The sequence below is a fragment of the Lentzea sp. HUAS12 genome (assembly GCF_024125735.1).
Lineage (GTDB): Bacteria > Actinomycetota > Actinomycetes > Mycobacteriales > Pseudonocardiaceae > Lentzea > Lentzea albida.
In genome coordinates this window covers 7,686,299-7,699,388 of record NZ_CP099738.1, presented here as the reverse complement: position 1 = coordinate 7,699,388, position 13,090 = coordinate 7,686,299, and the positions used below count along the sequence as shown (strand labels likewise).

The 13,090-nt window shown below is 71.4% G+C and carries 5 protein-coding genes; 2 read left to right on the top strand and 3 right to left on the bottom strand.

Annotation, left to right across the window (positions count from 1 at the left end):
* Positions 1–2: 2 nt before the first annotated feature.
* The 3 genes from ND450_RS35955 to eccCa all read right to left on the bottom strand — a co-directional run bounded on the left by ND450_RS35955 (position 3) and on the right by eccCa (position 10,012).
* Positions 3–2,669, bottom strand: a complete 2,667-nt coding sequence (locus tag ND450_RS35955; RefSeq protein ID WP_253322661.1) for a BTAD domain-containing putative transcriptional regulator — start codon at positions 2,667–2,669, stop codon at positions 3–5.
* Positions 2,670–2,820: 151 nt separating this feature from the next.
* Positions 2,821–5,154 (bottom strand): AfsR/SARP family transcriptional regulator, encoded by a 2,334-nt coding sequence (locus ND450_RS35950; protein WP_253322660.1) that lies wholly within the window; start codon positions 5,152–5,154, stop codon positions 2,821–2,823.
* An 832-nt stretch (positions 5,155–5,986) separates the two neighbouring features.
* The gene (gene eccCa / locus ND450_RS35945) at positions 5,987–10,012 is read right to left on the bottom strand and encodes a type VII secretion protein EccCa (protein WP_253322659.1); all 4,026 of its coding nucleotides are present in this window, start codon (positions 10,010–10,012) and stop codon (positions 5,987–5,989) included.
* Between the two features lie 229 nt (positions 10,013–10,241).
* Here eccCa and eccD point away from each other — a divergent pair, with 229 nt between their 5' ends.
* Together eccD and mycP are read left to right on the top strand one after the other, a co-directional pair.
* The gene (gene eccD / locus ND450_RS35940) at positions 10,242–11,645 is read left to right on the top strand and encodes a type VII secretion integral membrane protein EccD (RefSeq protein WP_253322658.1); all 1,404 of its coding nucleotides are present in this window, start codon (positions 10,242–10,244) and stop codon (positions 11,643–11,645) included.
* Positions 11,642–13,057 carry a type VII secretion-associated serine protease mycosin gene (mycP, locus tag ND450_RS35935; RefSeq protein WP_253322657.1) on the top strand — a complete coding sequence of 472 codons (1,416 nt, stop codon included), beginning with the start codon at positions 11,642–11,644 and terminating at the stop codon, positions 13,055–13,057. The genes eccD and mycP overlap by 4 nt, the downstream gene beginning before the upstream one ends.
* The last annotated feature ends 33 nt before the right edge of the window (positions 13,058–13,090 follow it).

The window sequence follows — 13,090 nt, the reverse complement described above, 5'->3', positions numbered from 1 at the left end:
CGTCACCCCTCCAACTCCGCGATCCTGGCCCGCAGCTGCTCCGCAACCTTCTCGTTGCCCAGGTCCTCGCGCACCCGCAACGCCTCCTCCAACGCGACGAGGGCGTCCTTCGCACGTCCGGCGCGGACGTGCGCCTCGGCGAGGTTCTCCAGCGTGACGACCCTGATCGCGTCGGGCAGCTGGTCGGCGGGCAGGGCGAGCACGCGTCCGAACACCCCCACCGCCTCGTCGAGGTGACCGCGTTCCAGGTGCAGCAGACCACGGGTGTCCAAAGTGGACGCGACCAGGTCGGTCATGCCCGCCTCCTCGACGACCGCGCGGGCCTCGTCGTTCGCGGCGAGCGCGGCGTCGAAGTCCCCGAGCGCCAGCAGCGTCATCGAGTAGTTGTTCAGCGCGATGGCCAGGCCGGACGGCGAGCCCTGCTCCACGCGCTTCGCGACGGCGCGTTCGTGCAGGACCTTCGCCTGCGCCAGGTCGCCGCTCAGCGCGTGGTTGATCGCCCACTGGTCGAGGGTGACGGCGATGCCGTGCAGGTGGCCGATCTCCTCGCGCACCCGCAGCGCCTCGGCGTAGTGGCCGTCGGCGGCGGTGAAGTCGCCCAGCGCCGAGAGCGCGTTGGCGAGCGAGTGCAGCGTGACGCCCTCCGCGTACCTGTCCCCGCTCGCCCTGGCCGCCGCGAGGGCCACGTGGGTGAGCTCGATCCGCTCGGACGGGCGCCCGCGCAGGTAGAGGTAGCCGAACATGACCGTCGCGAGCTGCCAGGCGTGCTGGTGCAGGCCGTGGTCGCCGGCGAGACGGACGGCGGCCAGGAGGTTCTCGTGCTCGGTCTCGCACCAGGCCGCCGCCACCGCCGGGTCGTCGAACAGCACCGGCCGCACGTCGTCGGGCAACGGGCTCAGCGCGACGTCCGACCGGCTGCGGCGCAGCACTCCGTCGGCGCTGTCCACCGAGTGCAGGTAGAACTCCAGCAGCCGTCGCACCGCCGCCGGCCGTTCGTCCTCCGGCAACGACCGGGCGTACGCGCGCAGGAGGTCGTGGGACGCGTACCGGCCGGGCGTGTGCTCGGTGCCCAGGTGCATGCGCGCCAGCGTTTGCAGCGACCTGTGCACCTCGGCGCGGCGGCGGCCGTCGAGAGCCGTGGCGGCGTCGAGCGAGACGTCCGGGCCCGTCGTCGCGCCGAGCAGCCGGAAGAGCCTCGCGGTGGCGGGGTCGAGTCGGCTGCAGGACGCGGCGAAGACCGCTTCCACGTGCGGCATCGGCCCCGCGGCGAGTTCACCGACGAGGGCGCGCAGGGTGAGACCGGGGTCGTCGGCGGCCCTGGAGGCGGCGACGGCGAGCGCCAGCGGCAGGCCGCCGCAGAACGCGACCAGGTCCGCGACCGCGTCCGGTTCGGCGGCCACGCGAGCGGCACCGAGGTGGGTGGTGAGCAGCGCGACGGCGTCGTCGTCGCCGAGCAGGCCGAGCGTCACCGGGACCGCGCCCTCGCGCACGACGAGCCCGGTGAACCGGTTGCGACTGGTGATCACGGCCACGCAACCCGGGCCGGCGGGCAGCAGCGGGCGGACCTGCTCGACGTCGCGGGCGTTGTCGAGGACCACCAGCACGCGGCGGCCGGCGAGGACGCTGCGGTAGAGCGCCGCGCGTTCGGGCAGGTCCGCGGGAACCCTGCCGCCGGACACCCCGAACGCCCCGAGGAACGCGGCCAGCACCTCGGCCGGGCTCGTGGGGTCGGCGGACGGGTCGAAACCGCGCAGGTCGGCGTACAGCCGGCCGTCGGGGAAGCGGTCCGCGACCGAGTGCGCCCACCTCACCGCCAGCGCCGTCTTGCCGATGCCCGCCGTGCCGTCGATCGCGGTGATCACCACCGCCGACCCGGCCTCGGCGGCCTCGGTGAGCCTCGCCAGTTCGGCGTCGCGGCCGGTGAAGTGCTCGGCCACCGCGGGCAGCCCGCGCGGCGCGCCCGGCCGCGAACCCGGGTCGAGGAGCCGCGCGTGCAGGTCGCGCAACGGCCGTCCGGGCTCGACGCCCAGCTCGTCATCGAGATGGGCGCGGATCTGCTCGTACGCGGCCAGCGCCTCCCGCGGCCGTCCCGCCTGGTGCAGCGCCTGCACCAGCTGTGCCCAGAAACCCTCGCGCAGCGGGTGTTCCGCGGTCAGCTCCCGCAGTTCGTCCACCAGTTCGGCACCCCGCCCGCACGCCAGGTCCGCGTCGATCCGGCGGCCGTGCACCACCAGCCGTTCCTCGACGAGCGGCGGCACGTCCTCGCGGTGCAGGTGCGGCGAGTCCACGTTGGACGCCACCTCGCCACGCCAGTGCGCGAGCGCCGCCGCGAACTCGCCTTCGTCGGCGAGGCGCCGGAACCGCGTCAGGTCGAGGTCGTCCTCACCGACCTCCGCCAGGTAGCCACCGGTCGCGGTGCGGACGCGGTTGGCGTCTCCCAACGCCATCCGCAGCCGCCGCACGACCTCGTGCAACGTCTTGTGCGCGCGGTCGAGGGTGGGCGGCGCGCCGTCCCACAGCCGGTCCACCAGCTCGTCGACGGACACGAACCGGTTGGGCCGCAACAACAACGTCGCCAGCAGCGCCCGGCAGCGCCCGGCGGGAACCGCCACGGGCACGCCGTCGCGCAGCACCTCCAGCGGTCCGAGGACGCGGTACTCGACGTTCATGGCTCCTCCCTGGATCGCGTGTGACCGGAGTGTGAGCGGCGACCGGCAAGGTCATCACCAGCCGAGGACCACAGCGACAGGGACTGCCTGGGGGGCCGCTGTGCTCCGGCGCCGTCGCGGTACACCTCTTCCACCGCGGCGGCGCCTCGGCTCACAACCCGGCCAGCCGTTCGGCCAGCACGTCCGCCCGCGCGCTGCCGATGTCACGCCACAGCGCGATCGCGCGTTGCCACGACACGACCGCCTCGTCACGCCGGTCCACCGCCAGCAACGCGTTGCCGAGCAGTTCGCGCAGGCCCGCCTCTCTGCCGGGGTCGACGAAGGGCGCCCGCGCCGTGATCCCGGCATGACGGTCTCCCGTCTCGCCCATCAGCTCGAGCGACCTGCGGTACAGGTGAAGGGACTCGTCCCGCCGTCCCACGTCCTCGTGGACCGACGCCATCTTGAGCCCCAGCAGCGCCTGCTCGTGGGGCGAGCCGAAGCCCGCGACCGCCTCGAACATCCCCACGGCCTCGTGGCGGTGGGCGGGGCGCACGGTGATGTGGTCGAACAGGTGCGTCGTGATCAGCAGGGCGGGCCGCTCCCAGCCCCGCCTGATCGCCGCGGTCGTGACCGCCTTCAGGTTCTCCCACTCCTGGCGGCGCCACATGAGCGCCTCGAACCGGCTGGAGAACTGCTGGGGCACCACACCCGACGTCACCTCGTCCGCCGGCACACCCGCGTCGACGCCGTTGTCCGCCGTGGCGTTCTGCAGGGTGTGGAGGTACCACTCGGTCAGCCGCAGCGCCGCGGCCTCGTCGTCGCCGCACAGCTCCGCAGCGTAGGCGCGCAGCAGGTCGTGCACGCAGTAGCGGCCGAGCCACCGCGTCTGCACGAGACCGTCGGCGGCCAGTCGTTCCAGCAGGCGGCGCGCCTCGGAGACAGGCCGGTCCACCAGCGCGGCGACGGCGCTCACGTCGTAGTCGGCTCCGGGGTGGACGGACAGCAGCCGGAACATCCGCGCCGACTCCTCGTCGAGGGCCCGGTACGACCAGCTGAACACCGCGCGCACGTCCAGGTCGTCGAAGTCGCTCAACGCGTCGAGCCGCGCGCTCTCCAGTTCCGCGACGAACTCCCGCAGCGACGTGTCCGGGAAGCGCGACACCCGTTCGGCGAACACCCTCAGCGCGAGCGGCAGTCCCGCGCACCGCCGCACGATCTCGCGCGCGGACTCCGGTTCGGCGTCGAGCCTGTCCTCGCCGAGCACGGCGGCGAGCAGCGACCGCGCGTGCTCGACCCCCAGTTGCCTCACCTCGACCGACGTGGCGTCGTGCCGGGAGACGAGCGCCCGGAGCTGGTTGCGGCTGGTGATCACGACCCGCGGACCGGGCGCGCCGGGCAGCAGCGGGAGCACCTGGCTCGACGTCGCGGCGTTGTCGAGGACGATCAGCACCCGCCGGTCGGTGAGGGTGCCGCGCAGCAGCGCGAACCGGGCTTCTGCCCCCGCGGGCACGTCGTCCACGCCCAGCCCGACCAGCAGGGTCTCGGCGGCGGACGCCGGGTCGACCGGCTGACCGTCCGGGTCGAACCCCCGCAGGTTCACGTAGAGGTCGCCGTCGGGGAACTCGTCGCGGACGGCGTGGGCCCAGCACAACGCGAGCGTCGTCTTGCCGATGCCGCCGACGCCGTGCACGACCGCGACACCGGCGGACCCGTCGAGCAGCCCGAGCTCCTCGTCCCGGCCGACGAAGTTCCGCACCACCGCCGGCAGCTGGCGCGGCACCCGCGGACGGGCGCCGGGAGCGACGTCCGAGCGCAGGATCTGCTCGTGCAGCTCGCGCAACGCCGTTCCGGGGGCGACGCCGAGCTCGTCGGCCAGCAGCTCCCTGATCTCCTGGTACGCCCGCAACGCCTCGGCCTGCCGCCCCGACCGGTGCAGCGCGAGCACCAGGTGCCGCCAGAACGGCTCCCGCAGCGGGTGTTCGGCCACCAGCGACCGCAGCTCCGCCACCAGTTCCCCGGACAGCCCCTCGTCGAGGTCGGCGTCGATGCGCCGCTCCAGCACCGCGATCCGTTCGGCGACCAGCCGCGGCACCTCGTCGCGGTGCAGCCGCTCCGACACGACGTTGCCGAGGACGGGCCCGCGCCACAACGCCGACGCGGCACCGAAATCGCCGGACCTCGCCAGCTCGCGGAACCTCAACAGGTCGAGCTGCTCGGGGTCGAGCTCCGCCAGGTAACCGCCGGGCCGCGTGCGCACGCAGTCCGCCGCGCCCAGCGCCACCCTCAACCGCCGCACGACCATCTGCAACGTCTTCGGCGCACGATCGGCCGACGGCGGATCACCGTCCCAGACGTGGTCGACCAGCTCGTCGACGGACACGAACTGGTTGGGCCGCAACAGCAGTGTCGCCAGCAGCACGTGGCACCGGCCACCCGGGACGGGCACCGGCTCGCCGTCGAGCAGCACCTCCAACGGCCCCAGCACGCGGTACTCGGCTCGCATCGGTCCCCCAGGTTCCGCGACCAGTTTAGACGGTGTGTGATCGCGGTGTGAGCGAAGTGTGAGCGGGGCCGTGCAGAGTGTTCCTCAGCGGTGCTGGTGGCAAAGGTTCCTGGGGGGCCACCAGCACCGCTCGCCAGTTCCCGGCCTCCACCGGTGTGAGCGCACCACCGATGGGTCGTGCGTGGCCGGTCCTTCCGCGGTACCTCCCTCTTCACCGCGGAGGGACCGGTCGCCCGCTCGGTCGCAGAGCGGTGAGTGCACGGGCCCGGACCCGGTGTGACCGAAGTGTGAGCGCGACCGGGCAGAGTGGACCTCAGCCGGAACGACGGGAGTGACGTCGAAGTCCTGGGGGTACGTCACCACCGCCGTGCCTCGTCCGAGCCGCCCTCCCAGTGGTGCGGTCCGGGCGGGAATCCGGTCATGGGGGGAACCGGACGGTCCCCTGCTGTCCGGTCAAGGCCCGCGGCTCCGGCCGCGGGCCTTTTTCATGCCCGCGAACGCTCACGCGCGACGTCATCAAGACGTGAGCGGCGCGTGAGCGGGGTGGGGAATAGTCCTCACCAGCCGGTTCGGTGGAGTCAGATCTGGGGGAGGCTCGGCGGACCGGCTCGGAACCCGGCGCGGTCGCCTCCCTCTTGACCGCGCCGGTGATGGGGGGAACCGGACAGTCCCCTGCTGTCCGGCCATGGCCCGCGGCTTCGGCTGCGGGCCTTTTCCGTGTGCGCGGCAGGCTGTGCGGGCTCGTTCGGTGTTCGTGGCGAGAACCCTGAAACGACTCGTGGGTGGCCCCGCCGCCAAGGCGAGACCACCCACGAGAAACCGAACCGGAGTTCTAGTCGGGCGGGATCCAGGCGAACTGGATGCGCTGCTGACCGTGCTTGCGGGTCACGAGCGTGCCCCGGCCGGGAGGCTGCGCCGACGGCTTCAGGTTGCCGACGATGTTGCCCTCCTCCTTCGAGCCGGACCCGACGAAGATCGGCGCCGAGATCTCCTTCAGCTTGCCGATGACCGGGTCGTACATCGCGCGGTTCGCACCACCCATGCGGCGGGCGACGACGATGTGCAGGCCGACGTCCTTCGCCTGCGGGATGAACTCGGACAGCGGCTGCATCGGGTTCGCGCCACCCTGCGGGGCGACGAGGTCGTAGTCGTCGACGATGACGAAGACCTCGGGGCCCTTCCACCAGGAGCGGTTCTTGAGCTGCTCCTGCGTGACGTCCGGGCCGGGCATGCGGCCCTGGAGCGAGCCGCGGACCTCCTGGACGTTCTGGGTGAACTGCGGACCGGACACCGCGTAGCTGAGCAGGTGGTCGGTGTCGATGAAGCCGAGCATCGTGCGGCGGTAGTCCGCGAGCAGGATCAACGCCTCGGACGAGGTGTAGCTCTGCATGATGCCGCGGACGATCGTGCGCAGGATGTTCGTCTTGCCGGACTCGCCGTCCGCCAGGGCGACGAAGTGCGGGTCCGCGTCGAAGTCCAGGTAGACCGGGGCGAGCTCGTCCTCGTTGACGCCGATCGGGACCAGGTGGCCGCGGTTGGGCATGACCTGCTGGACGTGCGCCATGAGCTGACCGTGGTCGAGCAGGTCGGGCAGCATCCGGACCTGCGGGGCGTGCTGGCCCTGCCAGGACTGGGTGAGCTTGGCGGCGAGGTCCTGGACACCGGCCGTGACCGTGTTGGCGTCCTGCGAGGTGTCGATGCGCGGCAGGCCGACCAGGAAGTGCAGCCTGCGCCCCGTCGAGCCGTCGAGCGTGATGCCGCGGCCGGGACGGCCGGGCGGCACGTTCACCGCGACCTTGCGGTCGACCTCGGACTCGCTCGGGTCACCGAGGCGGAGCTCGAAGCGCGTGCCGAGGAGGTCCTTCATGGCGGGGCGGATCTCCGCCCACCGGCTCGCACCGACGATCACGTGCACGCCGTACGACAGACCCTGCGCGGCGAGCGCCTGGATCTGCGGCTCGACCATCTCGAACTCCTGGCGGAAGTTCATCCAGCCGTCGACGATCAGGAACGCGTCGCCGAAGGCGTCGTCCTTGATCTCACCGCGCCGCTTGCGGTTGCGGAACTCCGCGAGCTCGATGCGCTGGTCGCGCCAGCGGACCTCGCGCTCGGAGATCAGCGTCTGGAGCTCGGCCACCATGCGGCGGACCTTGTCGACGTCGAGACGACCGGCGAATCCACCGACGTGCGGCAGGTCCTCCATCGCCGCGAGCGAACCACCACCGAGGTCGATGCAGTAGAACTGCACCTCCTCCGGCGTGTGCGTCAGCGCCATCGACGCGATGATCGTGCGCAGCAGCATCGACTTGCCGGACTGCGGACCGCCGACGATCGCACCGTGGCCCGCGGCACCGGAGAAGTCGGCCCAGAGCAGGTCGCGGCGCTGTTCGAACGGCTTGTCGACGATGCCGACGGGGATCTGGAGCGTGCTGTTGGCCGGGTAGCCGGGCGACGTGAGACCGCGGTCCGGCGTCACGTCGAGCGGCGGCAGCATCGTGTCCATCGTGGGCGGCTCGTTGAGCGGCGGCAGCCACACCTCGTGCGCGGGCGGGCCCTGGCCGACGAGCCGGTTGACGATGAGCTCGAGCTGGGTCGGCTCGTTCGCGTCCTCCTTGACCGGCTCCGCCACCTTGACGGGCTCGACCGGGCGCTCCGGCTCCTTCGGGATCTCGATGAAGTCGGGCACGAAGAACCGCGGCCGCTTGTCGCTGCGCACGGCCACCGACTCGCCGACGGACTGCATGCCCGCCGGGCGGTAGGTGCCCGAGACGTAGAGCGCCTTGAACCTGGTCAGCGGCATGCCCTGCACGCTCAGGTAACCCGAGCCCGGGATCGGCGGCAGCTCGTAGGCGTCCGGCACACCGATCGCCGCGCGGGACTCCGCCGCGTTGAACGTCTTCAGACCGATCCGGTACGAGAGGAACGTGTCCAGACCGCGGAGCTTGCCCTCCTCCAGTCGCTGCGACGCGAGGAGCATGTGCATCTGCAGCGACCGGCCGACACGACCGATCTGGAGGAAGATGTCGATGAAGTCCGGCTTCGCCGTCAGCATCTCGGAGAACTCGTCGATGCAGATGAAGAGCGCGGGCAGCGGGTCGAGCTGGGCGCCGTTCTCCCGGGCCTTCTCGTAGTCCCAGACGTTCTTGTAGTTGCCCTTCGCCAGGACCTCCTGACGACGCGACACCTCGCCCTCGATGGCGTCCTTCATGCGGTCGACGAGGCTGAGGTCGCCGGCGAGGTTGGTGATCGTCGCTGCGACGTGCGGGGCCTTGTCCAGGCCGAGGAACGTCGCACCACCCTTGAAGTCGACGAGGATCATGTTGAGCGCCGTCGAGGAGTGCGAGGCCAGCAGGCCCAGCACCAGGGTGCGGAGGAACTCCGACTTGCCGGAACCGGTGGCGCCGATGCACAGGCCGTGCGGGCCCATGCCGTCTTCCGCCGCTTCCTTGATGTCGAGCTCGACCTGCTGGCCGTGCTCGCCGATGCCGAACGGGATGCGGTAGCGGTCGCGCTTGGGCCGGGGCCGCCACGCGTTCTGCACGTCGAACGTGATCGGGTCGCCGGGGATGCCCATGAACTCGAGCAGCGGCGGGTTGTTGCTCATCGCCAACGGGTCTTCGCCGCTGTCGCCACCGGCCTCGCCGGCCGCGCCCATGCGGTAGGGCGAGAGGCGGCGGGCCAGGGCCTCGGACTCCACGACGGACAGGCGGTCCGGCGCGCCGAACCACTCGACACCGCTCGCGGAACGGGCGCCCAGCTGGTTGTTCTCGACGACGAGGCGCAGGCCGCGGCGGGCCGTCAGGTTGCCCAGGCACTCGGAGAGGTCGAGCAGCGTGACGCCGACCAGGCCCTCCTCCAGGATGATCATCTCTTCGCGGCTGATGTCGCCGTCGTCGATGACGATCACGATGTGCGGCTGGTCGGGCGGCGGCGGGGCGTTGCGGGTGAACCGCTGCCGGTCGCGCAGGTTCTCGTCCAGCATCGCCTCGATCTCGGCGAGCGAGTTCGCCATCATGCGGCGCTGGCCGATGCCGTCGATGTCGGTGGGGTGCTGGGCGTGCGGCAGCCACTTCGCCCACTCCCACAGCTGCTTGGTGCGGCCCGCGCTCACGATCGCGATCAGCAGGTCGTCCGGGGCGTGGAAGGTGACGAGCTGGGCGATGAGGGCGCGCGCGAGGTCGCGGCGGTCGTCGATCTCGCCGAGCAGGCCGACGGCGGCGAACCCGCGCAGGGCGATGGAGATCGGGAGGTCGGGCACGAGCGAGTGGGCGCGCACGAACCGGCGCAGCGCCAGCGTCGCGATCGGCTCGAGCTCCTCGACCGGACCGGTCTGCGGCGGCACCAGGCGGGTCGCGAGGCGCTGCGAGCCCCGTCCCGCGCGCAGGTGGCAGAAGTCCGGGTCGTTCTGGCGGCGTTCCCACATGCGGCGGGTGGTGGCGAGCGACCACAGCATCTGCGGGTCCGGGTGCACCCACTCGCGCTCGGCGCGCTGCTCGTCGGCCGCCTCGCGGGCGCGGTCGCGCATCTGGCCGAGGTACCGCAGGTAGTCCTTGCGGTCCTCGTTCATCTCGGCTTTCTTCTGGCCCTTGCCCGAGCCCATGCCGCTCGCCATCATGCCGATGGTCGAGATCATCATCATGCCCGGCATGATCATCGCCGCGGGCTGCCGCGGCATGAAGACGAGCATCATGCCCATCATGCCGACGGACGCCACGATCATGACGACGGGCATCGCCTTCATCATGATGTTGCCGGGGATGATCCGGGGGACCTCGGGTGGCGGTTCGAGGTGGACCTCACCGCCCGGAGGCCGGGGAGCAGCAAGGCGTGCCGTTCGCTTGAACTGCAGCGTGCTCAACTGACAGGCACCTCTTCGACTCGTTACACCACCAGTAGCAACCGACACTATTGCGCATCGTTGCGCGTCACGAAGGTGGGTCGGAAAAAAACCCAGTCGAACGTGTTCTGCGAACCACAGGTGCAGAAGGCGTCGGTGACGCCATACTAGGGCCGCCCGGCCACGATCCTGGTGGACGAATAGGGTCGGGCCGTTGATTTCTGGTGCTGATCTGACTTAGGGGGCCCTGGTGGCGACCGGTACGACGGTGTTCAGCCGTGTCACGGTGGTGGCACCTCGAACGCGTATCGACGTCGCGCTGCCTGCCGACGTGGCGGTGGCCGATCTCCTGCCCATGCTGCTGGACATGGCGAGAGAGGCCACTCCGGACGGTGGTGTGCGGCACGGTGGCTGGTGCCTCGCCAAGCTCGGCGACACCCCGCTCGACCCGGCGCGCACGCTGGCGTCGCTGGGCGTCGTCGACGGCGACCTGCTGCAGTTGCGGCGCCGCAACGAGAACCCGCCGCCGCCGTTGTACGACGACGTCGTCGACGCGATCGCGGAGTCCGACCCGGACTCGTTCCGGCCGTGGACCAAGGAGACCGCCCAGCGGTTCGGTCACATCGCCGGCGCGCTCGCGCTGATCGCGGCCGCGGTGGCGCTGTTCCTGTCCGGGCCGCTGACGGAGGGCGGTGCCGGCAGCGGTCTCGCGGCCGCCATCGCCGGTGGTGTCGGCGCGATCGCCCTGCTGGCCGCGGGCGCGACCATCGCGCGGGCCTACAGCGCGGTGTCGACCGGTGTGCTGATCGCCGCGTGCGGTTCGCTGCCGCTGGCGTTCGTCGCGGGTTTCCACGCCGTGCCCGGCGCGGGCTTCAACCCGAAGATGCTGCTGGCCTCCGCGTTGATGATGATCTTCGCGTGGGGCGGCATCCTGCTGATCGGGCAGGGCATCACGGTGTTCATCGCCGCGGCGACCGGCGGCACGCTCGTGGCGCTGGCGTTCCTCGTCGCAACGTTCGTCGAGCACCCGCTGCCGGGTGTGGCAGCCGCGACCGGTGCCGTGGCGCTCGCCGCGCTGTCGATGCTGCCGAGGCTCACGCTGCAGCTCGCCAAGATCCCGCCGCCCGTCGTGCCGACGAACGCCGAGGACCTCAAGGAGGACAGCGGCTTCCCGGAGTACGCGGTCATCGAGCGCCGCACGGCCGTCGCGCACGAGTACCTGACCGGCATGATCATCGGCACCGGCGTCGTCGCGGCGCTGGCCGCCATGGTCGCCGCCACCGCCGACACGATCTGGGGCCCGATCTACGGCGTGGTCGTCGCGATCGTGCTGATGATGCGCGGCCGGGCGTACGCCAACGGCGCGCAGGCCGTCGCCCTGCTGTCGACCGGCATGTTCGCGAGCGCGGGTATCCTGCTCGGCTGGCTGATCACGACGTCGTCGTTCAACCGCATCGCGTTCGTCTTCGGCGCGCTGCTGGTGCTCGGCGCCCTCGCGCTGGTGCTCGGCGTGATCTTCCCCGGCCAGAAGTTCTCGCCGCCGCTGCGCCGCACCGTCGACATCATCGAGGCGATCCTGATCGCCTCCGTGCTGCCGCTGGCGCTCGCCGTCATGGACATGTACTCGGTCTTCCGGGGCCTGATCTCGCTATGAGGACCGGCTTCAGGCGCACCACGGCGGCAGCGACCGCCGGACTGCTTCTGCTGACGGGGACGCTGCCGCAGGCCTCCGCTCAGCCGTCGTCGTCGAACGCGGCGACAGCACGGCCGAACTCGGTGCCGCCGGACCTGCCGGCCGGCACCCCGCCGCCCAAGGACGACGGCAAGCCCGACGTCCCGTACGAGCGGACGAACAAGGGGTGCGTCGAGTCCGACACGAAGAGCGAGCTGATCAAGACCAAGCCGTGGGGCCAGGTGCAGCTCAACCTCGACCAGGCGCACCGGTTCGCGACCGGCAAGGGCATCAAGATCGCGATCATCGACACCGGTGTCGACCCGCGCAACCCGCGGTTCGGCAACAGGGTCGAGCCCGGCGGTGACTACGTCGCCGACAAGAACGGCGTCGACGACTGCGACGGGCACGGCACGGAGGTCGCGGGCGTCGCCGCCGCCGCGAAGACGGAGGGCGACTTCGTCGGCGCGGCACCGGAGGCGACGATCCTCGCGATCCGCCAGACCAGCGACCGGTTCGAGTTCAAGGGCAACGCGGCCAATCCGGAGAAGCGGGCCAGCGCCGGCAAGGTCGGCACGCTGGCCCAGGCCATCGTCCGCGCGGCGGACAAGGGCGCCAAGGTCATCAACATCTCGTTGACGAACTGCAGCGCTCCCAAGGGCTTCAGCGCGGACGACCGGAACCTGCAGGCCGCGATCCGGTACGCCGTGGACGTCAAGGACGTCGTCGTCGTGACGGCGGCGGGCAACCTGAGCGACCAGGGCGTCGGCTGCGCGGCGCAGAACAACAACATGGACCCGAACACCGTGAACTCGGTGTCCTCGCCTGCCTGGTTCGCGAACGACGTGCTGTCGGTGGCGTCGATCGCGCAGTCCGGCGCGGTCTCCTCGTTCAGCGTGTGGGGTCCGTGGGTCAGCATCGCCGCTCCGGGCGAGGAGATCATCTCCGTCGATCCCAAGGGCACCGGCCTGACGAACGCGAACGTCACCGCGCAGGGCGTGCAGGACATCAAGGGCACCAGCTTCGCCTCGCCGTACGTGGCGGGCATCACAGCGCTGGTGCGCGAGCGGTTCCCGAACCTCAAGGCGCGTCAGGTGATGGAGCGCCTCAAGACGACGGCGCTGCACCCCGGTGGCGTGACCGGCAAGGACAACAAGACCGGCTTCGGCATGGTCAACCCGATGGCGGCGCTCACCGCCGTGCTGCCCGCCGAGGCCGCCGGCTTCAAGCCGCAGCAGCCGCGGGAGATCACGACCTCGGTCACCCCGCCGCCGGGACTCGACTGGCCGCCGATCATCGTGGCGCTGAGCGGCATCGGCATCGGTGGTCTGCTGCTGGCGCTGACGTTGTTCATCAGGAACTCGCTCAACCGCAAGCGGGGCAGCCCCGCCTGACGGACCCCGAACGTGCGACGGCCCCGCTGAAAC